Source organism: Nocardia sp. CWNU-33, from assembly GCF_046764895.1.
Classification (GTDB): domain Bacteria; phylum Actinomycetota; class Actinomycetes; order Mycobacteriales; family Mycobacteriaceae; genus Nocardia.
In genome coordinates, this window is record NZ_JBKOQN010000006.1 from 126,495 (window position 1) to 148,547 (window position 22,053).

Consider the following 22,053-nt stretch of genomic DNA (forward strand, 5'->3'; position numbering starts at 1 on the left):
AGCCATGGGGAAAGTCGTCGCCGAGCGCGAACGATGCGCCTACGGCGATCCAGCCGAACGACACCGCTTCACATTCTTTGTCGCAGCGGGTGTCCGGTTTACGAAACAAGATGTGGGATCAGCAGGGAATGGCAGTTTTCACAGCGGGCGTGGCCACCATTTCACTACCGCCGCAAGGACATTCGGAGCGACCGCCGTTCAGTCCGGTTCATCCGGCCGGGGCAGCGGCGCGGCACCGAGGTCGACCATGCGGCGCAGCATTTCCGGCGTGAGGGCGAATTCGAATTCGCTTCCGCCACTTTCGAATATGAAGGCCAGGTAGTTGTCTCGCCGCAAGGGTGCACGGCGGACGGAGCAGTGCTCCCCCACGACTACCCAGCTACCGATGGTCAGTTGATCGAACATCGCGCCCTCCCACCCATTGGCCTATGCCACTCCGGACAAGTGGACTATGCCAGTTTTGCTGGTCGGCTGTCAATGCAGAAACCGGCTACGAGCGGGTGGAATACTCCTGCTGGAACTCCCAGCGGTCGGACGGGTAGACCACCTCGTCGAATTGCAGGACGGCGTCATCGGCTTCGTGTAGCGCCAACCGGTAGACGAGCACCGCGGCCGGACGGGGCAGGTCGAAGTGGCGACGTTCGTCGGCCGTGGCAAGACGCGCGCTCACTCGATCGCGGGCGTAGGACACGCGATGGTCGGTGACGGACTCGAGGTATCCGACGGTGCCACCCGGCAGCCGCTCGGCGTCGAGCAGCCGCGGTGCGATCTCGGCGAGCGCGGCCGAAAACCAGGATGTCGCGAGCTCGGCCACACCGGAATCGTTGGACACCAACCGCTTCCGAACGAGTACCGAGCCGCCGACCGCCACCGCGAGGCCTTCGCGCACCCACACCGGCCCATCGACCATCCCGGCTTCCAACACCGTCACCGACGCGTTCTCGGAGTACGCCGAACCGTATTGCCGTGCCCGATCGCCCCGCTCCCGCGCTGCTGGCAGCGCACTGCGATCGACCACGTACGTGCCGGATCCGCGCCGCGACTCGACAATCCCCCGCTGCCGCAACTCATTCAACGCCCGCGCCGCCGTGGGACGCGCGACATGCCAGCTCGCCGCGAGCTCCCGCTCGGACGGCACTTCGGCACCGGGAGCCAGTTCGCCGCGCTCGATCTGATTGCGGATATACCCCGAGATCTGGAGATATTTCGGGAGTACTTCTTCGATTTCGGGCACCGGACGCCTTCCCTTTCGAAACCTCCCTAGACCACTGGCCAGTGTAGCCGGGCAGGCGTGCCACACATCACACTGCGCGGCGCAGCCGACCGCAGGCAAGGAGCTCACCCCGTGACTTACCGCCCGGTAGAGTACGAAACCAGTACGTGCGGTGGGTGTGGACCGACACGTGCGGTGGGTGTGGACCGAGCAGAAGGGGGCGACCCAGATGGCGGTACCTGATACCGGGCAGCGGATGGCCAGGCAACTCTATGCGGCGGCCACCGGTGGCGGCGGCGAGCCGTTCGTGCTCGCCGAAGACGTCGCCGAAAACCTCGCCGCGGCCTGCGACAAACTCGTCGATGACCTGCAAAAGGCCACGAGCACAGGATATCTCGTCACCGAGGTCGCCGGCTTCCCCAATCTGCCGACAGGACATGGCCTTACGCGTGGTTTCGACGACAAGGGCAGGCAATACCTGGACACGGTGACCGCCCTCCAGGAAACAGCTCTGCTGTACAAGGCCGCATACCTGGCGGCAGGCAAGAAGTTCGAGGACGCCGACGCCGCGAACAAGGCAGCCCTCGCACTGGTCACCGAATACCTGGAGCCACGGTGACCGCGCCGCGGGATGCGGCACGAGCAGCCGCCGCTGACATCCGCACCCGACAGCAGCTGCTGACGAACGACGCCGCAACAGCAAGCGCCGGAACAGATCCCGCATTCGCCCCCGAACGAGAGCGGTTCGGTGCCTACACCCATCGCGAGATCTGGGACCTCGTGCACGAGACCCTGGATCCGGCCGCACTCGGCGAGGTCGCGGCCGGGTGGGAGTCCAACGCCGTCGCGCTCGCCGAGGCATTCCAGATCTTCTCCGACGTCGCCAACCGCGAATTCGCACGCTGGTCCGGCCGATCGGCCGACGCCGCATTGCAGGCCACCCGCGCATTCGTGCAGGTCGGCACCGAAGCACACGAGGTGTGCCGGACGGTGCAGCGCCTGATGGAGTTGAATTGCGAAGCTGCGCAGACCATTCGGACTGCCATACCACCGCCGGTGGAGTACCGTCCGCTGGAGGACCCGGCCGCGGAGGCCGTGCACGGGGGTCAGCGCAGAATGGAATACGACATCGCGGCTGCCACGACCCAGGCCGACGTCCAGGACACGATGACCTACGTCTACACCCCGACCATGCCCGCCTCCGGCGACCATGTCCCCCGCTTCACGCTGCCGCCAGAGGTGCCCGCGGGCTCGACTGAGGGCACCCCTGCCCGACCCACGTCAGTCGGCGGGGGCGGCGCGCAGTGAAATGGATTCTCACTCCGGACGAATTCACCCACGTCTGGGAAAATGAAACGAGCCTGGACCGGCGGCCCTACCCCGTCAACATGATGCCCGCGGCCACCACCCGCACCGAAACCGAATACGCCGCACTGCGATTGCCGCAGCGCTTCGCCCGCCAAGCCGACCCGGACCTCGCCGCCGCGCTCATGATGTGCGCCCGCACCGACGCGACAACCATCACCGTCTCCGGCGAGCGCACCGTCGCGCCGCGCAACGGCGGTTCCAGCGACACCGACCCGATCCTCGCCTTCGCCGCTGTGGTGCACAATCACGCAGGCATCCTGGTCGCCACCACCGACAAGGTGATCGTGCAGATGTGCCACGCCCGCACCCTGGGCCAGCGCCTGGTCCAGATCATCGGCCCGGCGCAAGCGGGCAGGCTCGGCCCGATGCGGGAGCCACAGGACGCGGTGTTGAGTCCGGATCGCACCGAACCCTTCGTCACCAACGGCCACCGCGGCGCCGCACGTTTCCGCCAAACGCTCCGAAAACCGGTCGATGGCCGCGGCTTCATCACCGTGACCGTGGAGCCCGACCATCCCATGTCCCCGCCGACCCGCCACCGCAGCTGGCTCGACTTCACCAGCGACGGCCGCTACCTGCTCGCCTCCTCCAACGACCTGGTGCTCACCCCGGTCTCCGACGAGGATTTCGCCGACCAGATCCTGCGTCTCGCGCAGATCCGCTGACAGCCGTAGCGACTGCTTGCAGGTTGCTCGAAGCAACACCGCAGTGGCTTGCAAGTCGCTGGTATCACTACGTCCCGATCCGACACGAGCTGAGCAGACGACCCGTCGTCGGGAGTTCGCCGTGGTTAGCTGGACCGATGGCGAAGCACTGGTCTCTTCCGCCCACCAACGCCCTGCGGGCCGATGGCCTGCGGATCGCTGATCTGGACACCTCCGGCACGCCCGGATTCAAGGGTGACAAGAAGACGGCCGCCGCATTGCAGGCCGAACGCGCCGAAGTCCTGTCGGGCCTGCAGGAGAAGCTGTATGCCAACGGCCGTTCCGGCGACTCCCGCAATGTCTTGCTGGTTCTGCAGGGCATGGACACCGCGGGCAAGGGCGGCATCGTCCGGCACGTCATCGGCTCAGTGGACCCGCAGGGTGTCGATCACGCCTCGTTCGGGGTACCGACCGAGGAGGAGAAGCAGCACCATTACCTGTGGCGCATCCGCAAGGCGCTGCCACGCGGCGGCCAACTCGGCGTGTTCGACCGTTCGCATTACGAGGACGTGCTCGTGGTGCGGGTGCACAACCTGGTGCCGCCGGAGGTATGGGAACCGCGCTACGACGAGATCAACGCCTTCGAACAGGAGCTGGTCGACCAGGGCACCACGCTGGTGAAGGTAGCCATGTTCGTGTCGCTGGACGAGCAGAAGCAACGGCTCATGGAACGCCTCGAGCGACCGGACAAATACTGGAAGTTCAACCCCGCCGATATCGACGAGCGCGCCTACTGGCCCGCCTACCAAGAGGCCTACCAGGTGATGCTGGATCGGACCTCGACCGAGTTCGCACCGTGGCACGTGATTCCCGCCGACCGCAAATGGTTCTCCCGCCTCGCGGTCACCGAGCTGCTCATCGATGCACTCGACCAGCTGAAACTGGACTGGCCCACCGCCAAGTTCGAAGTCGAGGAGCAGAAGCGCCGCCTCGAACAGGCCTGACCGCTTCGCCGTAGGCGACTGCCAACATATCGCGCGAAACGGCCCGCCTGCGGCGAAATTTCGGAATCTCTCAGGTTCACCCAGGATGATGTGGGCCGTGCCAGACCACGCCCGGCAGAGCTTCGGAACTACCATCGTGGCGGCAGGAAACCGGCAGGCTAGCGAAAGGCGTGGTGAACGCACGGTGAGCAACAACCCTGGTGGCAAGAAGAATCCGTTGGCGGCGGCGGAGCGCGCCGACCGCAACCGCAAGATCTTCATTCAGGTCGGCGTTGCAGTCGTGCTGATCGGTCTCGTCGCGGCCATCGGCATCGGCATCGCGGTGAAAAACAATCGCAAGAACGCGCCCGGCGCCACTCCGGCCATCGCGACCTCCGGCCAGAGTTCCGGCGCGGTGCAAGGCTCCATCACCGACAACGGCGCGATCCGCATCGGCAAGCCGGAAGCCAAGGTCACCGTCCGCGTGGTCGCCGACCTGCAGTGCCCGGCGTGCAAGGGCTTCGAGGCTGCCAACTCCAAGGTGCTCGAGGATGCCGTAAGCAATGGCACGGCCGTGGTCGAATACAACGTGATCGCCTTCTTGGACAAGGCATCCACCACCCAGTACTCCTCGCGTGCGGCGAACGCGTCGTACTGCGTCGCGGAGTCCGATTCGTCGAAGTACCTGCCCTGGCTGGCCGGCATGTTCGCCCAGCAGCCCGCCGAGGGCGGCACCGGACTGCCCGACGACAAGCTGATCCAGATCGCCAAGGACGCCGGCTACACCGATCCGGCCGTTGCCCAGTGCATCACCGATCGCAAGTACGACAAGTACATCCAGGACAAAACCAAGGACGTGCTCAACAGCGGGATCAAGTCCACCCCGTCGGTGTTCGTCAACGGTAAGCAGATCGACTCCAGCCAGGAGATCTTCGGACCGGGCGGACTCGCACCCGCGATAGCCGCCGCCGCGGGTCAGTGAACGACGCAGCAGCGGCGCGGTCCGCGTGGGTGCTGCTGATCGGCGGGCTCGCTGGTTGGATCGCCTCGGTCACGCTGACCGTCGAGCGCTTCAAGCTGTTCACCGATCCCGATTACAAGCCGTCCTGCAGCATCAACCCCATCCTGTCCTGTGGGTCGGTGATGGCGACCGATCAGGCTGCCGCGTTCGGGTTCCCGAACCCGATCATCGGCATCGTCGGCTTCTCCGTGGTGGTGACTCTCGGCGTCCTCGCGGTCGCCGGGGTGCGGTTTCCGCGCTGGATCTGGGGCGGGCTGTGGCTCGGCACCGTGCTCGGCGTCGCCTTCATCGGCTGGCTGATCTTCCAGAGCCTGTACCGGATCAATGCGCTGTGCCCGTACTGCATGGTGGTGTGGGCGATCATCACACCACTGCTCGCGGTGGTCACCGACCAACTGTGGGGTCGCTCGCGCGGACCGCTCGGCATCATCGCGGAGTGGCGCTGGACGTTTGTGGCGGTGTTCTACGCGGTGGTGCTGCTGCTTGTTTTCCTGCGTTTCCAGGACTACTGGCTGTCGCTGGCCTGAATTCGATAGTCCGGCAAGCCGATTCGACGGCCGACGGTGCCCGGCGCCGTCGGCTGTCATCGTTCTCGGGCACTGTTCAGTTCGGCGGCCCGACCGTCAGTACCACGGGGACCGTGCGCTGGAGGTGGCCCGAACCGGTGACGGCCAGTCCCACGGTGTCGTTCGGTCGGCGCAGGTTCAGTGCCGCACGTAGGGACTGGGCCGTGGTGACGGGGTGCCCGTCGATCGCGGTGATCACCTCACCCGAAACGATGCCTGCGGCGTAGGCGGGCATTCCGTAGATAGCGACGTCAACGCGAGCGCCCGTGCCGGCAGGCTCTGCGTTCGAGATGAGAATGCCGAGGGTGGCGGTCGGCCCGATGTGCACGGTGTCGGTCGGCGTACCGGATCGGATCTGCTGCACCACCCGCATCGCGGTATCGATCGGTACCGCATAGCCGTTCGCGGTGCTCCCGCTTTCACGCGCCGGCTCACCCGACGCGGCGGTAATCACGCCGACCACGGCGCCATTCCGATCCGCCAGCGCGCCGCCGGACTGCCCCGAACTGACCGCCCCTGCGACCTCGAGCATGTTGGACAGCGGCTTGCGTGACAGGTCGGCGGAGTTGAGCGCGACGATCGTGCTGTTCAGATTGGTGATACTTCCGGCGATCGCGGTCGGGGTGCCGCCCGTGCCGCCCGCATTGCCGATCGCCAGCACCTGGTCGCGCATTCGCAGGTCCGACGAAGTGCCGATAGTCGCGATCGCCAGGTCGGCCGCGTTGCCGAGTTCCAGCAGCGCGATGTCGGCGCCCGAGTCGTAACCGAGCACTGTCGCGTCGTACTCCAGCCTGTTGCCGACATCGGTCACCGTGACGGTCTCCGCGCCCTTCACCACATGATGGCTGGTCAGCACCTGCCCGTCGGGAGTGAGCACAATTCCCGACCCGGCCGCGCCGAGCCCGAAGGCGTGGCTGGAGGTGCTGATGTTCACCAGTGCCGGTTGGACGATGTGCGCGACCGCCACCGGGTCGAGCGGCGGTACCGGGGCCGATAAAGCGGGCGGCGAGGTGTCCGGTTCGCCGGTCGGCCAACCCGGCAGTTCGCCATGGAACCCCAGGAAAGCGGCAACCGCAAGCATCGCGGCGACGAACAGCGCGAGCGCGCGCCCACCGCCTGCCGCCCGATGTCGCTCGGGCACGCGATGCCATTCGTCGTCCATCGTCTCCCGCTCCGCTAGACCTGATGAATTCCATTGTGGCTGGAGATCATCATCCCGCCGGGCAGATTCCATGAACACCCCAGCGCCCCGGGCAGGTCCGGCGAGGAGTTTGGCAAACATGCTCATGCAGCGGTAGGCATGTAAGCATGAGCACCGCTGCCGCTTACGCCATGCCCACGCCCGATGGCGCCTTCGAGAAGGTCACCATCGAGCGCCGCGAACTGGGGCCGCGCGATGTATTGATCGACGTCAAATACGCCGGTATCTGTCACTCCGACATCCACACCGCGCGCGACGAGTGGGGCGGCGCCAAGTACCCCTGCGTGCCGGGCCACGAGATCGCGGGCATTGTCGCCGCGGTCGGCTCGGCGGTGACAATGCATCAGGTCGGGGATCGGGTCGGCGTCGGATGCATGGTGGACTCCTGCGGCGTCTGTGGCCCCTGCCTCGCCGATGAGGAGCAGTACTGCGAAGCCGGCGCCACCATGACCTACAACACGCCGGTCGACCCGGCCGTCCAGCCGGGCGGCTACACGATGGGCGGCTACTCGACACAGGTCGTGGTGACCGAGCATTTCGTGCTCGCCATCCCCGAGGGCATCGGACTCGATGTGGCCGCGCCGCTGCTGTGCGCGGGCATCACGTTGTTCTCCCCGCTGCGGCATTGGGAGGCGGGACCGGGCAAGAAGGTCGCGATCATCGGCATGGGCGGCCTCGGACACGTCGGGGTGAAGATCGCGGCGGCGATGGGCGCGGAGGTCACGGTGCTCAGCCACTCGCTCGGAAAGCAGGACGATGGCAAGCGGTTCGGCGCCCACCACTACTACGCGACCAGCGACAAGCAGACCTTCCGCGAGCTGCGCAACCGCTTCGATCTCATCCTCAACACCGTCTCGGCCGACTTGCCGATCGACAACTACCTGCGCCTGCTCGGGGTGAACGGAACCTTGGTGCAGCTCGGCGTGCCCGAGAATCCGATGAGTGTCAGGACTTTCAGCCTCTCCGCCTACCGGCGCTCGCTGTCGGGCTCGATGATCGGCGGCATCGCACAGACCCAGGAAATGCTGAACTTCTGCGCGGCGCACGGCATCGGCGCAGAGATCGAGCTGATCTCGGCCGACGAGATCGACGGCGCCTACGACCGGGTCGTCGCGAGCGACGTGCGCTACCGGTTCGTCATAGACGCCGCAACGATCTAGCGGTCCCGGCCCATCCACCTGGTCGACCGCCCCGGCAGTTCTTCGGATTACCGGCGGAACAACGGATCTAGGATGCACACGGGTGACTCACCGGTGCACCCAGCAGCCGAGGCCGCTCGACAGCGGACCCTCGAAGGTGGACTCGGCGCACCCCGATTGCCTGCTGAAAGATGCGGAGGAGCGTTGTGCCTGCGGAGGAAGACAGCTCGCCGATCGACAAGGCTGCCAGCAGCGATGCTCCGGCGAACACCGACGATGCGGTGGTCACCGACGATGTGACGGTGGGACCACCGCCCTGGCTGTTGCGTGCGTTCCTGCTCGCCGCGGCGACGGTGGCCGGTCTGGTCGGCGGCTTCTGGCTGTTGACCCGGCTGCAAGGGCTGCTGACGGTGCTGTTGATTTCGCTGTTCCTCGCCTTCGCGATCGAACCCGCGGTGAACTGGCTCGCGGCCCGTGGCTTGCGCCGTGGACCAGCGACCGGACTGGTGTTCCTCGCCTTGACCGTGCTCACCGTCGCCTTCGTGTGGACGCTCGGTGCGCTGCTCGTCGAGCAGGTCACCACGCTGGTCAAGAACGCGCCCCAATACGCCGACCAGGCGGTCGACTGGATCAACCACACCTTCAAAACCGACCTGTCCGGCACCGACATCGGGAAGATCGCCAAGGATCGCAGCGCCACCATCGAGGGCTACCTCGACGGCTTGGCGGGCAATGTCTGGGGTATCGGAACCACCGCGGTCGGCGTGCTCTTCCAAGCCCTCGGCGTGCTGTTGTTCACCTACTACTTCGCCGCCGACGGTCCGCGCTTCCGCCACGCCGTCTGCTCACTGCTACCGCCGCATCGCCAGCGACATGTGTTGCGCGCCTGGGACATCGCTGTCGAGAAGACCGGCGGCTACATTTTTTCGCGCGGGCTGCTCGCACTCTGCTCGACCATTGCGCACTACGCGGCACTGCGCGTGCTCGACGTGCCGTCGGCCTTCGCGCTCGCGCTCTGGGTCGGCGTTGTCTCGCAGTTCATTCCGACGGTCGGCACCTACCTCGCCGGTGCGCTGCCGGTGGTCGTCGCGCTGGTGCACAGCCCGAGCACGGCGCTGTGGATCCTGGGCTTCATCATCGTGTACCAGCAGTTCGAAAACTATGTGCTGCAACCGAGAATCACCGCGACCACCCTGGATATGCATCCCGCCGTCGCCTTCGGAGCGGTGCTTGCGGGCGCGGCGGTACTCGGGGCAACCGGTGCGCTGCTTGCCATTCCGGTGACAGCCACTGTCCAAGCCTTCGCCGGCGCGTATGTCCGTCGATACGAGGTCGAGTCCGATATCCACGACGACCTGCCGGTGCCACCCAAGAAGGATCGCCCGAAGTGGACCAGGCAGTTGGCCATTCGGCTCACCGGGAGCCGACGAGCGCCGACGGACTGATCGCGGACCGCGCGACCCGACTGCGTGCGCCGACTCGACGGGATGCGCGTTCTCCGCAACGGCAGGGAAGTCCCCGCGCCGGAGGCGCAATCGAGCACTGTGCTCGCGGGCGGTTCGGGCACGAAGTCAGGTCGGACTGCGTGGCCACTTTCGTAGATCGGGGCGGTCGCGCTCGGCCATACAGATGTTGAACATCCATCACTGACGCTTGTTTGAAACAAATGTCACAAACAGATGTATGCCCCACTGCTATGGTTCGGAGGTGGGAACCCGAGAAGATCTGCTGGCCGCGGCCAAACAATGCCTGGCCGAACGCGGCTACGCGCGCACCACCGTGCGCGACATCGTGGCCGCCTCCGGCACCAATCTGGCGGCCATCAACTACCACTTCGGCACCCGCGACAAGCTCCTGAATCAGGCGATGATGGAGTCCAGCGCCACCGCGGTCCAGCAGATCCTCGCGTCATTGCCCGACACCGACACCGACACCGACGACCCCGCGGCCCGCCTGCACACCTTTCTCCAGCAGCTGATCACCTCGTTCACCGAAAACCGCGCCCTCTGGTCGGCGAACGTCGAAAGCCTGGCTCAGGCCCTGCACTCCCCCGAGATCCGCGCCGAACTCGGTAACGCCCAAGCCCTGGCCCGCACCGAACTCGGCGAGTTGTTCGCCCGCACCGGCAAGGACTCCCACCTGGGCGCGGTCCTGCAAACCATGATCGGCGGCCTCCTCGTCCAATGGCTGGTCGACCCCGACCACGCCCCCACCGCCGCCGACATCACCACCGGCCTCCGCACCCTGGCCACGCTGGCCTGACCGACGCGCGGGACACGAATGCGGTTATCGCGTGGTCCCTCCGTCATATCCCGCTCGCCGCGGGCCGAGTGGCTGCCGGCAAGCCTCTTCGCCGCGCCCGCGCGCACCTCATTGCCCGAGGGCCGAGCACGGGGCCAACTCGCCGGGCAGATTTGTCAGTGCGGCGGGGGTGGCACATGCTGGATCGATGGCGATCCTGCTGGCGTTGGCGTCTATGTGTTCGACGCTGGTCGGGGGGCTGGTGGCGGTGCGGATCGGGGACCGGAGACATTTGGTGCTCGGGGTGGCGGCGGGGGTGATGCTCGGGGTGGTTTTCTTCGATCTGCTGCCGGAGGCATTAGCGGAGTCCGCGCACATTGTGCTCGGGGTGCCCGACGCACTGATCGCCACAGTGTTCGGGTTTCTCACCATCCATGTCATCGAGCGGGCGGTTGCCGTTCACACCGGTCATGAACACGAATTCGGTACGCACAAGCACGGGTTCGAGTCCGTGGGGCTGCTTGCGGCGGCCGGGTTGATCTTTCACAGCACGCTCGACGGTCTCGGGATCGGACTCGGTTTCCAGGCCGGAGCGACCGTCGGCACCGCCATCGCCATCGCGGTGATCAGTCACGACTTCGCCGACGGTTTCAATACCTTCACCATCACGACCCTCTACGGCAGTGCCCGCAAACGAGCACTCACCCTGCTCGCCCTGGACGCCATAGCCCCCGTAGTCGGCGCGATAATCGGCACCCTCATCCGCGTGCCCGCCGAAGCAGCCGGCCTCTATCTCGGCTACTTCGCGGGCTTTCTGCTGTACCTCGCCACCGCCGACATCCTCCCCGAAGCCCACGCGCAACACCCCTCCCGACTGACCCTCGCCTGCACCGTGGGAGGCGCCGCATTCATGCTGGCGGTCTCGGCGTTGAGCCACTGACGGCTGCGGGGCCTCGCTCCGACTCCCGTAAACGGGGGCAAGGAGCAAATGCGCCCGATCCGGCGCTAGTGCCGGTTGGCCCTATGAGAAGCGGAAACATACCGATTCTGGTGGCCGAAAACGGGGTTGAGGGACATCAGCGCGCATCCAGGTGCACGCCTGACCGTCGAAAACATGGGTTATGGGCGGTCAGGTCCGGGGATCGGCCAGCCCGGTGGCTCGGTAGGAACCCATCGTCGGTCGTTCTCGTCCCATGTCAGGATTTTGCCGCGCATCGATTCGTGGGTGAGGTCTAGGTCCAGTAGGGCGAGGCGGGCTTCGTCGGTGAGGTCTGCGGTTACCAGGATGGCAGCGCTGTGGCCGTTCTCCGGTTCCAGGACGACCGCGACGCGGTGTATGCCGCCGTGGCGAAACCAGCGTTGACGGACTTTGCCCGGCCACGCTGTGATGCCATCGGCGCTGCGTGTTGCCAGGGCCTCTATCAGGGTCTTGGCATAGATCGCGGCTAGGGGGACTACGGCGGTGAATGCCCATTCGCCGAGTTCAGGCAGACCGCTGGGAGATATCGGCGGGCGCCCGCGTGGTCCAGATTCATCTGTGTATGGGCCGCGTGGGGTTGCGGCGTGGGTCGCCTCCGTCGACGCAGCGGGATGATCGGTCAACCATGGAGGCAGAGGTTCAGCCAACCATGGAGGCAGAGGTTCAGGCGTCGGAGATCCTGAGATTGCGTCATTGTCGTGCGTGTCCACGAAGCACCACCCACCCCGATTGTGTTTCCAGGGTCATAACCTTACGCAACGTAAGGAGACAGCCGCTGGCATATCTAGCGGCTCAGGCCACGAACCTGCATCGGGTCTCAATCGGCGCCACCTGACATCGCGAAAAGACCGCCACTTATCGGGGTCTCGGTAGTAGGGGTTCCGGTAGTAGTCGCCGAAAAAACAACGGACATGGCGGTGCTCCTGGTTCGTGCTATTCCGACGCGATTGCACGGTCTCGCCGTTTGTCGGTCTGGGGTGTACCCCAATTGGACATTGATGCCCGGAGTCGCTCAGCCGGCGAATCGGGCGACGGCGTCCAGGATCGCGGCTCGCATGGCGGGGCTGCCAGTGTGCCCGGAGTCGTCGATGATCCGCAGTTCTGCGTCGGGCCAGGCTTGGGCGAGTTCCCAGGCGGTGAGCAAAGGTGCGGACAGGTCGAGACGACCGTGGATGAGAATGCCGGGGATCCCGGCGAGGCGGTGCGCGTCACGCAGCAACTGGCCGTCGTCGAGCCAGGCGGCATGGGCGAAATAGTGGGTGCAGATCCGCACGAACGCCAACTGTGCCGCATCCGGTTTGGCGCTGTATTGGCCTGGTGCGCCGAGGGTTTCGTGCGCGATCACGGCGTCCTCCCACGCGCACCATTCCCGCGCAGCCGTCTCGCGCACGCCCGGATCCCTGTGCTCCATCAATCGCCGGTACGCCTCGACCAGGTTCCCGTCGCGGTCCGCGAGCGGAACCCCGGTGCGGAAGCGTTCCCACTCGACCGGAAGCAGCAACCGCAGGCCGTGGTAGAGCCAGTCGATCTCCTGCGGGCGAGTCATGGTCACTCCGACCAGCACGATCCCGGTGACACGGTGCGGGTGACGCTGGGCGTAGGCGAGGATCAGGGTGGAAGCCCAGGAGCCGCCGTAGAGCAGCCATTGTTCGATGCCGAGGTGCTCGCGCAGCAGTTCCATGTCGGCGAGTAGGCGTTCGGTGGTGTTGTGCGCCATATCGATGGAAGGGTCGGAGGCGTGGGGCAGGCTCTCGCCACATCCACGCTGATCGAACAGCACGATCCGGAATGCGTCCGGGTCGAACAGCGTGCGTGCACCGCGCCGGCCGCCGCTGCCGGGGCCACCGTGCACCACCAGAGCAGGCCGGCCGTGCGGGTTCCCGCTGCTCTCCCAGTAGATCCGGTTGTCATCACCGACCTCCAGCAGCCCCGATTCATAGGGCTCGATCCCGGGAAATGGTTGCCGCGCTTCGAAAGTAGACACAACCCGCAACGGTAGTCGCAACGGATCGGCGGCTGTGCTGTCTGCCCGGGCGCGCTGCGATGATGGCGCCGCCCATGGATTCACGACGTGGGTGCACACAAGTTCGGACGTCGGCGTGAACATGGTGACAACCGGCGTAGTGGTCCGTCGCGGGGCAGCAGCCGAACACCCCCGCACGGAATGGTTCGAGGGCCATTCGGTTGCGCCAGAACACAAATCGTCAAGACCTGCAGATCCGCGACGGACAACCGCCGGATCTGGACCGGACACCAGCCGGGCGCATTCATCTCGGATCGATAGCCGAACGACCCCTACGAGCGCGAGCTCGAGGGGCCGTTCGGTTGTGCCAGAAGGTGATTCGTCGAGATGTCGGCCGCAATGGACCTATCGGGTGATCAGCGGCGGCCTGCGCGGGGCGGGGCCGCCTGGTCGCGGGAGGTCGAGCGAACGTGCGAGGTGCCCGTGCGGGCGGGTCGGCCCTGGGACCGACCTGCGGCATCGGTGCCACGGGCAACGGCAACGCCTGCGCCACGGGGGTTCCGGCTGCGCTGCCCACCGGTCGCGGCACCGTGGTCGGTGCGGCCACGCGACTGACCGTCGAAGCCGCCGCCACGACCATCACTGTTACGCGACGAACCGGCAGGACGCTCGGAGCGGCCACTCGAACGACCATCGAAGCCGGCACCACGACCATCGCTGTTACGCGACGAACCGGCACCACGCTCGGAGCGGCCGTCGAAGCCGGTGCCGCGATCGAACGAGTCGCTCGCGCCACGCCCGTTGCGGCTCCGCGACGACCCACCGGCCACCGCGTCCCGACGGGACTGTCCGCCTGCGCCTTGACCACCACGGGTACGGGTACCACCGGTTGCGGCGCCGCGTCCGTCGCTGCTGGGGCGGCTGTTCCGGTTACGGGCCTGACCACCGGTGTGGGTGGAGGCGGTCGGGTTGTAGGTCGGTGCGACGAGGGGGGCGATCTCGCCGACCAGGTCGGTCACCGGCGCCGAGTCCGCGGTCACGCGCTGCGGGCTCACCTGGATGCCTGCCTTGCGCAGCAGTCCGGCGACGTCCCTGCGCTGCTCCGGCAGCACGACGGTGACCACGTCACCAGCGCTGCCCGCGCGGGCGGTCCGCCCGGAGCGGTGCAGGTATGCCTTGTGCTCGGCGGGCGGGTCGACGTGCACGACCAGCTCGACATCATCGACGTGCACGCCGCGCGCGGCGATATCGGTGGCAACGAGCACGCGCGCCGAGCCATCGGTAAACGCGGCCAGGTTGCGATCACGGGCGACCTGGGAGAGGTTGCCGTGCAGATCGGTCGCCGGGATGCCCGCGGTGGTCAGCTGCTTGGCGAGCTTGCGCGCCTGATGCTTGGTGCGCATGAACAGGATTCGGCGTCCGCCGCCGGAGGCCAGGGTGCGCACGAGCGCGTTCTTGGCGTCGACGCCGCCGACCTCGAAGACGTGGTGGGTCATCGCGGCCACCGGCGAGTTGGCCTCGTCGACGGAGTGCGACGCGGGATCACGCATGAATCGTTTGACCAGCTTGTCCACGCCGTTGTCCAGCGTGGCGGAGAACAGCAGGCGCTGGCCGGTCGGCTGGGTGGCCGCGAGGATCCGGGTCACCGCAGGCAGGAAGCCGAGGTCGGCCATGTGATCGGCCTCGTCGAGCACGGTGACCTGCACCTCGTTGAGGTGCACCACGCGCTGACGCATCAGATCTTCCAGCCGGCCCGGGCAGGCCACGACAATATCGACGCCGGCGGCGAGCGCGCGGCTCTGCCGCACTTGGGAGACACCGCCGATGATCGTCGTCACTGTCAACCCGCAGGCCACGGCCATGGGCTCGAGCGTCGCGGTGATCTGGGTGGCCAGTTCACGCGTCGGGGCGAGGATCAGGCCGGTGGGCCGGCCCGGCTTACGCACACCGCCCGCGAGCCGGTCGACCATCGGGATGGAAAAGGCCAGCGTCTTGCCACTACCGGTCTTGCCGCGGCCGAGCACGTCACGTCCGGCGAGCGAATCGGGCAGGGTGGCGGCCTGGATCGGGAACGGTGCGGTGATCCCGTTCGCCGCGAGGGCGTCGACCAGCTTCTTGCGCACGCCGAGTGCGGCAAAAGAGGTCACAGGGGCAGAGCTCGAGGAACGAGTCGTCATAAGAAGTACAGGTGCCTTTCCGGCATCGGGGGTTGTACCGCAGCGGCACGCAGGATGGTGTGTCCATACCTGCGTTCGGTGTTATGACACCCAGCTGCGGGGCCGACGCGAAAGAAAGACATCCACGACGGACATAGGGCGACCGTGCAAGATCAACAATCGCCGACTAGCAACCATAGCGCAGTTCCGCGCCTTCTGCGGCACGGGCGTCGTAGGTCACTACCGGAAAGCCGACGCCGCGCCCTGACAACCCGCTTTCCGACACCACACCCCCGCACGGCACCTGTACCACTGCCTGCGATTTCACCATTGCGCACCCGTCAGCCACTCCGCGAAGGTGACTTTCGTCATCGAAGGCCATGCAACATTGCCGCAAATGTCCGTACCGCGGGTCGGCACCTCCGGTGGCCTGGTGCTCTCGGCCCGTGTGCGAGGGGTGCCGACCCGCTGTGCGTCGGTCGCGGGTTGCATAGTGCTGCGGCCGCAACCGACACCCGCGCCCGAGTCCCGTATCAGTGCCCCTTCAGCTGTGACATAACCTCCTGCGCGACCCACGACATCGCGTCGGCAAATGCGGTCGTCGGTACCGGCAGCCACAGTGAGCAGGCGCCCAAGCCGGCTTCCCGCAGGGCACCGAGTTCGTCGACGATGCTCGTGGCCGAGGCCTGTGGGCCGCCGAGCAGTCGGCCAGGATCTCGGTTGATCGCGGGGAATCCCGGGGGCACCACGAATGCCACCGAATTCGTCTGCGGTAGTTCGCGTTCGATGCCGGAGGCGGCGGCGAGTTCCGCTAGCCGGCCGCGTATCCGGGCAAGTTCGGCAGGCCCGGAAATGGATCCGTACCACGCCGCGCCGAATCGCACCGCGCGAAGCAAGGCAGCGTCGCTTTGCCCGCCGACCCACACCGGCGGTCCACCGGCCGTGCACGGCGCGACACCGATTCGCCTGCCGGGATCCTCGCCACGCCACAGCGCGCCGAGCTCCGCCAAGTACTCGTCGGTGCGCTTCCCGCGCGCCTCGAACGGTACCCCGACGGCGTCGAATTCGGTTCGGTCCCAACCGGTCCCGACGCCCAAGGTGAACCGACCGCGCGACAACCGATCGAGCGTCGCGGTCTGGTGTGCGAGCACGATCGGGTTGTACAGCGGCAGAATCAGCACACTCGTCGCAAGGCCGATCCGCGATGTCGCCCCCGCGATCGCCGACAACATGACCAGCGGATCGGGCGTGACGCCCAACTCCCCCGCCAGCACATGACTGCCCGCGATCACATGGTCGAACCCCAATTGCTCTGCGGTGCACGCAGTTTCCACCACGTTGTCCAGCTCGACCTCCGCATCCGTCCACAACCGGTGCGGGCCGATACCGAGGCGCAACCCGTCGCTCGTTTCCACGGACTCGTCCACGTGCATCCTGTCGGCCCTGCTTCCTGTCGCGTGTGCGCCTCACCCGGTCGACAACGTTCGACGCCCGATCCATCCGACCCGATCTCGCCCGGCCCGCCTTCGCCATCCACCACCGCCATCCAGGTGGAGCCCGACGAGTGGCACACGGCTGCGGCCGAGAGACCCGACATCATTGTGTGCCACTCGCCCGATGGACGCACACCCCGAGTCAAGCTGCGAGGGTGACGATCCGGAGGACGGCGGCGACGGATTGGTCGGCGAGGGTGTCGGTCAGGGGCAGGTGACCGAAGAGGGCGCGATAGTAGATGGGGGCAGCAATGGCGTCGAGGACGAAGTCCATATCGAGGTTCTGGTCGATCTCGCCGCGGCGGATTGCCGATGCGAGCGCGGTTGCGGTGGTGTGCCTGCGCGGCTCGAAGACGGTGGCCAGGAAGTGATCTCGCAGGGGGTGATCGTTGGCGAGATCGGCGACCAGGGCCGGGAGGACTTGATGTAACGAGGTATCTCGTAGTGCAGCAACGAGATTGCGCATTGCGATGGTCAGATCGGCGCGGAGGTCGCCGGTGTCGGGGGTCGGCTGGCGACCGAGCAGGTCGGCGACCACGTCGACAACCAGGTGCCGCTTCGATGGCCAGCGGCGGTAGATCGCCGGTCGATGGATGCCGGCCCTGGTGGCGATCTGGCCGATGGACAGGTCTGCGTAGCCGGTTTCGTCGAGCAGTTCCCGAGCCGCCGCCAGCACCGCCGCATCGATCCGGTCTTCGCGCGCCCTGCCCGCCATCAGAACACCGGTCGCGGCATCAGCACGACCCGCCAGCCGTCCGGATCCGGAAAGGTCAGTCCGCCGTGCTCGGCCCAGTACGGATTCTCCGCAGCCACCGGTTCCACACCGAAATCACCGAGCCGCTGCGCCACGTCGTACATCTGCGATTCGCCCGAGAAGTACAGCACCAGTAGGTTTTCCGCACTGGGCGCATCGCCGGGGCTGCCGTCCGCGTGCGTGGTGAACTCCAAGTGGTATCCAGCCCCTGGCAGCCCGAGCATCACTCCGTCGTAGCCGGCGTGGTTCTCGAATCGGTACAGCTCCCGCAGCCCCAGCCCTTCGACGTAGAACCGAACCACCGCCGCCAAACGATCGGTGGGTCGGGCAATCCGAACTTGCGCCACAGGCAACGACTCGGGCCAGGTCTCGGTCGTATCGGTCATAATTCAACGATACGGTACGTACTGTACCGATTTCTGGAGACCATTTCGCCGATTCACCGGTCGGAAGATGCACCGACCCGGGCAGCCCGCGGTTGAACACTCCGACAGCCGCCGGAATAGCAAAGGCCGCCCCCACATCACTCGGACATGAAGGGCGGCCTCAACTTTTGCCTATTCGGCCGACGTCGCCCGCCGACGAACCCGGCGCGCGGCCGCAACCATATTGCGCAGCGACGGCTCGAGCTGCCAGTAGTGTCGCGTCTTCAAACCACCGTCCGGGTTTGCCCATAGTCGTTCCGGCGTAACCGCTTCGGCTGCGGCCGTGAGCAATTCGTCGAGCTCATCGATATCCGGGATACGCGCCGAACGGCTCTCGTAGACACCGGGTCCCACACCGTGGCTCAGGCCGTGGCCGGAGGCGCAGTCGTCCTTGAGCGCCTTGAGCACCCATTCGATGGAGCGGGTCGCGACCAGCGCGGTGACGTCGGCATCGAGCTGCTCGATCGCCTCGACCACCTCGGCGCGACCGGAATAGTTGATGTGCGTGTGGATCTGGGTTTCCGGCCGCACACCGGAGGTGGCGAGGCGGAATGCCCCGACAGCCCAGCGCAGGTATTCGGCACGACCGACGGGACGCGACGGCAACATTTCGCGAATGGCGGGCTCGTCGACCTGAATGATCGAGATGCCCGCGCGCTCCAGGTCGACGACCTCGTCGCGGATCGCCAGCGCCACCTGGTCTGCGGTTTCGAACAGCGGCTGGTCCTGGCGGACGAACGAGCGCGCGATCATGGTGACCGGACCGGTGACCATGCCCTTGACCGGTTTGTCGGTCAGCGACTGGGCGTAGGTGATCCATTCGACCGACATCGGGGCCGGACGCGACACATCGCCGTAGATGATCGGCGGTCGGACACAGCGGGATCCGTACACCTGCACCCAGCCGAAGCGGGTGGTCGCGAAGCCCTCGAGCAGCTCGGCGAAGTACTGGATCATGTCGTTGCGCTCGTGCTCGCCGTGCACGAGCACGTCGAGGCCGATGTCCTCCTGCAGGCGGATCGTGGCCTCGATCTCGGCCTCGATCTTCTTGCGGTACTCCGCATAGGACAACCTGCCCTCGCCGAGATCGTGGCGGGCCTGCCGAATCCGTGTGGCCTGCGGGAAGGAACCCAGCGTTGTCGCGGGCACCGGCGGCAGATTCAGCTTGCGCTGCTGGGCTTCTCGGCGCACCTCGTAGGGCGCACGCTCACGCATACCCGGCGTGACCGCGTAAACCCGTTGCCGCACTGCGTGCTTCTGCTTGAAGTGCACCTCGGTCGGCCGCTTGCGCCACTTCTCCGATGGCCCCTCGGTGAGCGCCTTCGCGAGCGAAACCACCTCGCCCACCTTCTGTTTCGCGAAGGCGAGGCGATCGGCGACATTACCCTCGATGTCGTATTCGGCGAGCACGTCGTAGGGCACGTGCAGCAGCGTCGCACCGGTGGAGACGACCAGGTCGGGGCAGACCTTCGCCAGCTCGTTGAGGTAGGACAGCGTGACGAACCGGTCCGCGCGCCACACATTCAGGCCGCTGATCACGCCCGCGTACAAACGCTTACGACGAATGCCGGGAACCTTCGCGAGTTCCTCGGGGTCGATCCGGAAACTCGCCAGGTCCAGGCCGATGGCCTCGACGTTGGTGCCTGCCAGGATGGTCAGCGCTTCGCCGAAGTCGCCGTACTGACCGGTGACCAGCATGCGCGGGCGCAGCGGCGCCTTCGAAAGTCGTTGGTAGGCCTTGTCGAACACGGCGAGCTCGGCGGGGCTGCGCTCACCGGTGAAGCAGGGCTCGTCCAGCTGCACGCAGGTGGCACCGCGCTTGGCGAGAATCTCGAACAGCTGCTCGTACACCGGCAGCAGCTTGTCGAGCAGGCTGAGGGTGTCGAATTCCGCCTCACCCGGCACGTGACCGGCCTTGGACAGCAGCAGCAGCGACAGCGGGCCGAGCACCACAGGGCGCAGCTCGATATCGCGTTCCTTGGCCCGGTCGAATTCGTCGAGCAACGCCTCGGGATGCAGTGAGAACTCGGTGGATTCATCGAGTTCGGGCTGCCGGTAGTGATAGGCGGTGCCGAAGAACCGCACCAGCTCCAGTGGCGGCAGGTCGGGACGACCGCGTGCCATCAGGAAATAGAAGTCCAGCGGGTCCAGTTCATCCTGGAGCGGCTTGAACCTGGTCGGCACCGCACCGAAGAGCAGCGCATTGTCGAGCACATGGTCGTAGAAGGAGAAGGTGTTGCCGGGAACCTGGGTGAGCCCGGTGGCGGCCAGCTCATTGAACTGCCGTTCCTGGATGTCGCGCCCGACTGCGAGCAGCTCGTCGCGGGATGCCCCGCCGCGCCAATAGGCCTCCAGGGCCCGCTTGAGTTCCCGGTGCGGTCCAATCCTCGGGTACCCGAGGATGCTCGACCCGTAACCATCGGTGACGTTGACCATGCGCGGGATGCTCCCTTTCGATCACCTGCGCTGGCGCCCACCGCCGAACGGTGGAACGCCGCACAGCGCTGCGCTCTCGGTGTTCGAGCGAGTCGTAACCACGACTCGCCTTCTTGCAGCTTATGCCGATAACCCCAGCCACCCGGCCGTTCCTGAGGCCCGATGGTGTTCAGCTGACCCACCCACCACGGAGCGAGTCTTACGAGCGACGTTCGCGGCCGGCTCGCGTCCGAGTGGCCGAAGCGCATGCGACGAAGTCGCGAGTCTCGGCCGCTCGGACGCGAGCCTTGGGGGCCGCGAACACGCAGCGCCGCAGGCGCTGCAAATCAAGCACGGTACTGGTAGAAACCTGCGCCGGTCTTCTTGCCGAGCAGGCCCGCCTCGACCATGCGCATCAGCAGCGGCGGGGCCGAGTACAGCGGCTCCTTGAACTCTGCGTACATGGAGTCGGCAATCGACTTGACGGTGTCCAGGCCGACGAGGTCGGTCAGCGCCAGCGGGCCCATCGGGTGGGCACAGCCGAGCACCATCGCCTTGTCGACGTCTTCCTTGGTGGCGAAGCCGGACTCCACCATGCGGATCGAAGACAGCAGGTACGGCACCAGCAGCGCGTTCACCACGAAGCCGGAGCGGTCGGCCGAGCGGACGACCTGCTTGCCGAGCACATCGCCCGCGAAAGCCTCGGCGCGCTTGGACACCGACTCGCTCGTCTTGAGCGTGGTCACCAGCTCGACGAGCGGCAGCACCGGAACCGGGTTGAAGAAATGCATGCCGACCACGCGCTCGGGGTTCGCCGTGGCGACCGCGATCTTCATGATCGGGATGGAGGAGGTGTTGGAGGCCAGCACCGCATCGGGGTCGGTGACAACCTTGTCGAGCTCGCTGAAGATCGAGGTCTTCACCTTCTCGTCCTCGAGCACCGCCTCGACCACCAGCTGGCGGTCGGCGAAGTCGCCGAGGTCGGAGGTGAACCGCAGCCGCCAGGCGGCCTGCTCGCGCTCCCGCTCGGTGATCTTGCCGCTGCTGACGCCACGGTCGAGCGACCGCAGGATGCGGGAACGGCCTGCTGCGGCTAGTTCCCGAGTCTGTTCGAAGACGAGCACGTCGATATGCGCGCGAGCGCACACCTCCGCGATTCCGGCACCCATCTGTCCGGCGCCGATAATGCCGACGCGTTGAATCTTCTCGCTGCTCACGTCCCGCTCCTGCTGGTTTGTCTGGCAATCGGGTGGCTGGTGGCGAAGGAGCGACGCGGTCCGCGGCGAGCCTTCGATGGTCCAAGGTATAGGGATATGCCCTCCCCGCCGAGGGCTGTTCGGCGGGGAGGGCGGTACACCCCTACTGGAGTAGAGGGCTAAAGGTATTCACGTCGGGAACCTCATTCCCTTGTGCGAATCACGATTCCCTTGTTCGAATCACGGTTGGTGACGTCGGATGCTTTCGCAACCCCGTACGGGGTGAGCCCGACGAA

At 66.4% G+C, this 22,053-nt stretch carries 21 protein-coding genes; 10 read left to right on the forward strand and 11 right to left on the reverse strand.

All coding sequences use genetic code 11. The annotated features are described in order from the left end of the window. Nucleotides 1–198: 198 nt before the first annotated feature. Together ACLMAL_RS10080 and ACLMAL_RS10085 are read right to left on the reverse strand one after the other, a co-directional pair. Nucleotides 199–405 (reverse strand): hypothetical protein, encoded by a 207-nt coding sequence (locus ACLMAL_RS10080; protein WP_411998795.1) that lies wholly within the window; start codon nucleotides 403–405, stop codon nucleotides 199–201. Between the two features lie 85 nt (nucleotides 406–490). Beyond that, nucleotides 491–1,234, reverse strand: a complete 744-nt coding sequence (locus ACLMAL_RS10085; RefSeq protein WP_411998796.1) for a GntR family transcriptional regulator — start codon at nucleotides 1,232–1,234, stop codon at nucleotides 491–493. 208 nt (nucleotides 1,235–1,442) lie between these two features. On the opposite strand from ACLMAL_RS10085, the gene ACLMAL_RS10090 reads away from it, so the two are divergent. The 6 genes from ACLMAL_RS10090 to ACLMAL_RS10115 all read left to right on the forward strand — a co-directional run bounded on the left by ACLMAL_RS10090 (nucleotide 1,443) and on the right by ACLMAL_RS10115 (nucleotide 5,756). Next, on the forward strand, nucleotides 1,443–1,832 hold the full coding sequence (locus tag ACLMAL_RS10090) for a hypothetical protein (protein ID WP_328406677.1): 390 nt from the start codon (nucleotides 1,443–1,445) through the stop codon (nucleotides 1,830–1,832). Beyond that, nucleotides 1,829–2,521: a hypothetical protein gene (locus tag ACLMAL_RS10095; RefSeq protein ID WP_411998797.1), complete on the forward strand. Its 693-nt coding sequence runs from the start codon at nucleotides 1,829–1,831 to the stop codon at nucleotides 2,519–2,521. The genes ACLMAL_RS10090 and ACLMAL_RS10095 overlap by 4 nt, the downstream gene beginning before the upstream one ends. Then, entirely contained in the window at nucleotides 2,518–3,246 is a 729-nt protein-coding gene (locus tag ACLMAL_RS10100) for an ESX secretion-associated protein EspG (RefSeq protein ID WP_411998798.1), read from the forward strand. Before ACLMAL_RS10095 ends, ACLMAL_RS10100 begins: the two co-directional genes overlap by 4 nt. A 137-nt stretch (nucleotides 3,247–3,383) precedes the next feature. After that, nucleotides 3,384–4,229 (forward strand): polyphosphate kinase 2 family protein, encoded by an 846-nt coding sequence (locus ACLMAL_RS10105; RefSeq protein ID WP_411998799.1) that lies wholly within the window; start codon nucleotides 3,384–3,386, stop codon nucleotides 4,227–4,229. Nucleotides 4,230–4,413: 184 nt separating this feature from the next. Continuing rightward, nucleotides 4,414–5,190, forward strand: coding sequence for a DsbA family protein (locus tag ACLMAL_RS10110; RefSeq protein ID WP_411998800.1), 777 nt, complete (start codon nucleotides 4,414–4,416; stop codon nucleotides 5,188–5,190). Beyond that, nucleotides 5,187–5,756 (forward strand): vitamin K epoxide reductase family protein, encoded by a 570-nt coding sequence (locus ACLMAL_RS10115; protein WP_328406682.1) that lies wholly within the window; start codon nucleotides 5,187–5,189, stop codon nucleotides 5,754–5,756. Before ACLMAL_RS10110 ends, ACLMAL_RS10115 begins: the two co-directional genes overlap by 4 nt. 76 nt (nucleotides 5,757–5,832) lie before the next feature. Here the strand turns inward: ACLMAL_RS10115 and ACLMAL_RS10120 are convergent, their stop codons facing one another. Beyond that, nucleotides 5,833–6,957 (reverse strand): S1C family serine protease, encoded by a 1,125-nt coding sequence (locus ACLMAL_RS10120; protein ID WP_411998801.1) that lies wholly within the window; start codon nucleotides 6,955–6,957, stop codon nucleotides 5,833–5,835. Between the two features lie 146 nt (nucleotides 6,958–7,103). Here ACLMAL_RS10120 and ACLMAL_RS10125 point away from each other — a divergent pair, with 146 nt between their 5' ends. The 4 genes from ACLMAL_RS10125 (at nucleotide 7,104) to ACLMAL_RS10140 (ending at nucleotide 11,316) form a co-directional block, all read left to right on the forward strand. After that, nucleotides 7,104–8,156 carry an NAD(P)-dependent alcohol dehydrogenase gene (locus tag ACLMAL_RS10125; RefSeq protein WP_411998802.1) on the forward strand — a complete coding sequence of 351 codons (1,053 nt, stop codon included), beginning with the start codon at nucleotides 7,104–7,106 and terminating at the stop codon, nucleotides 8,154–8,156. A gap of 185 nt (nucleotides 8,157–8,341) precedes the next feature. Continuing rightward, nucleotides 8,342–9,580 (forward strand): AI-2E family transporter, encoded by a 1,239-nt coding sequence (locus ACLMAL_RS10130; RefSeq protein WP_411998803.1) that lies wholly within the window; start codon nucleotides 8,342–8,344, stop codon nucleotides 9,578–9,580. A 262-nt stretch (nucleotides 9,581–9,842) separates the two neighbouring features. Further along, entirely contained in the window at nucleotides 9,843–10,397 is a 555-nt protein-coding gene (locus ACLMAL_RS10135; RefSeq protein ID WP_411998804.1) for a TetR/AcrR family transcriptional regulator, read from the forward strand. A gap of 187 nt (nucleotides 10,398–10,584) precedes the next feature. Beyond that, entirely contained in the window at nucleotides 10,585–11,316 is a 732-nt protein-coding gene (locus ACLMAL_RS10140; RefSeq protein ID WP_411998805.1) for a ZIP family metal transporter, read from the forward strand. A 179-nt stretch (nucleotides 11,317–11,495) separates the two neighbouring features. Here ACLMAL_RS10140 and ACLMAL_RS10145 read toward each other — a convergent pair whose 3' ends face one another. The 8 genes from ACLMAL_RS10145 to ACLMAL_RS10180 all read right to left on the reverse strand — a co-directional run bounded on the left by ACLMAL_RS10145 (nucleotide 11,496) and on the right by ACLMAL_RS10180 (nucleotide 21,778). Further along, nucleotides 11,496–11,978 (reverse strand): hypothetical protein, encoded by a 483-nt coding sequence (locus ACLMAL_RS10145; RefSeq protein WP_411998806.1) that lies wholly within the window; start codon nucleotides 11,976–11,978, stop codon nucleotides 11,496–11,498. A gap of 389 nt (nucleotides 11,979–12,367) precedes the next feature. After that, a complete protein-coding gene (pip, locus tag ACLMAL_RS10150; protein ID WP_411998807.1) occupies nucleotides 12,368–13,339 on the reverse strand; it encodes a prolyl aminopeptidase in 972 nt (323 codons plus the stop codon). A 395-nt stretch (nucleotides 13,340–13,734) separates the two neighbouring features. Beyond that, nucleotides 13,735–15,495 carry a DEAD/DEAH box helicase gene (locus ACLMAL_RS10155; RefSeq protein ID WP_411998808.1) on the reverse strand — a complete coding sequence of 587 codons (1,761 nt, stop codon included), beginning with the start codon at nucleotides 15,493–15,495 and terminating at the stop codon, nucleotides 13,735–13,737. Nucleotides 15,496–16,007: 512 nt separating this feature from the next. Continuing rightward, a complete protein-coding gene (locus tag ACLMAL_RS10160) occupies nucleotides 16,008–16,901 on the reverse strand; it encodes an LLM class flavin-dependent oxidoreductase (RefSeq protein WP_411998809.1) in 894 nt (297 codons plus the stop codon). A 208-nt stretch (nucleotides 16,902–17,109) separates the two neighbouring features. Further along, nucleotides 17,110–17,682: a TetR/AcrR family transcriptional regulator gene (locus ACLMAL_RS10165; RefSeq protein WP_411998810.1), complete on the reverse strand. Its 573-nt coding sequence runs from the start codon at nucleotides 17,680–17,682 to the stop codon at nucleotides 17,110–17,112. After that, nucleotides 17,682–18,107 (reverse strand): VOC family protein, encoded by a 426-nt coding sequence (locus ACLMAL_RS10170; RefSeq protein ID WP_411998811.1) that lies wholly within the window; start codon nucleotides 18,105–18,107, stop codon nucleotides 17,682–17,684. The genes ACLMAL_RS10165 and ACLMAL_RS10170 overlap by 1 nt, the downstream gene beginning before the upstream one ends. A 171-nt stretch (nucleotides 18,108–18,278) precedes the next feature. Then, entirely contained in the window at nucleotides 18,279–20,582 is a 2,304-nt protein-coding gene (gene metE / locus ACLMAL_RS10175) for a 5-methyltetrahydropteroyltriglutamate--homocysteine S-methyltransferase (RefSeq protein WP_411998812.1), read from the reverse strand. A gap of 326 nt (nucleotides 20,583–20,908) precedes the next feature. Beyond that, nucleotides 20,909–21,778, reverse strand: coding sequence for a 3-hydroxybutyryl-CoA dehydrogenase (locus tag ACLMAL_RS10180; RefSeq protein ID WP_406233790.1), 870 nt, complete (start codon nucleotides 21,776–21,778; stop codon nucleotides 20,909–20,911). Nucleotides 21,779–22,053: the final 275 nt, after the last annotated feature.

What these genes read in the sequence shown, in the direction of transcription:
- ACLMAL_RS10080 (WP_411998795.1), bottom strand. Translation starts at nt 405, where the DNA reads ATGTTCGATCAACTGACCATCGGTAGCTGGGTAGTCGTGGGGGAGCAC.
- ACLMAL_RS10090 (WP_328406677.1), top strand. Translation starts at nt 1,443, where the DNA reads ATGGCGGTACCTGATACCGGGCAGCGGATGGCCAGGCAACTCTATGCG.
- ACLMAL_RS10105 (WP_411998799.1), top strand. Translation starts at nt 3,384, where the DNA reads ATGGCGAAGCACTGGTCTCTTCCGCCCACCAACGCCCTGCGGGCCGAT.
- ACLMAL_RS10120 (WP_411998801.1), bottom strand. Translation starts at nt 6,957, where the DNA reads ATGGACGACGAATGGCATCGCGTGCCCGAGCGACATCGGGCGGCAGGC.
- ACLMAL_RS10125 (WP_411998802.1), top strand. Translation starts at nt 7,104, where the DNA reads ATGAGCACCGCTGCCGCTTACGCCATGCCCACGCCCGATGGCGCCTTC.
- ACLMAL_RS10140 (WP_411998805.1), top strand. Translation starts at nt 10,585, where the DNA reads ATGGCGATCCTGCTGGCGTTGGCGTCTATGTGTTCGACGCTGGTCGGG.
- ACLMAL_RS10155 (WP_411998808.1), bottom strand. Translation starts at nt 15,495, where the DNA reads ATGACGACTCGTTCCTCGAGCTCTGCCCCTGTGACCTCTTTTGCCGCA.
- ACLMAL_RS10165 (WP_411998810.1), bottom strand. Translation starts at nt 17,682, where the DNA reads ATGGCGGGCAGGGCGCGCGAAGACCGGATCGATGCGGCGGTGCTGGCG.
- ACLMAL_RS10170 (WP_411998811.1), bottom strand. Translation starts at nt 18,107, where the DNA reads ATGACCGATACGACCGAGACCTGGCCCGAGTCGTTGCCTGTGGCGCAA.
- metE (WP_411998812.1), bottom strand. Translation starts at nt 20,582, where the DNA reads ATGGTCAACGTCACCGATGGTTACGGGTCGAGCATCCTCGGGTACCCG.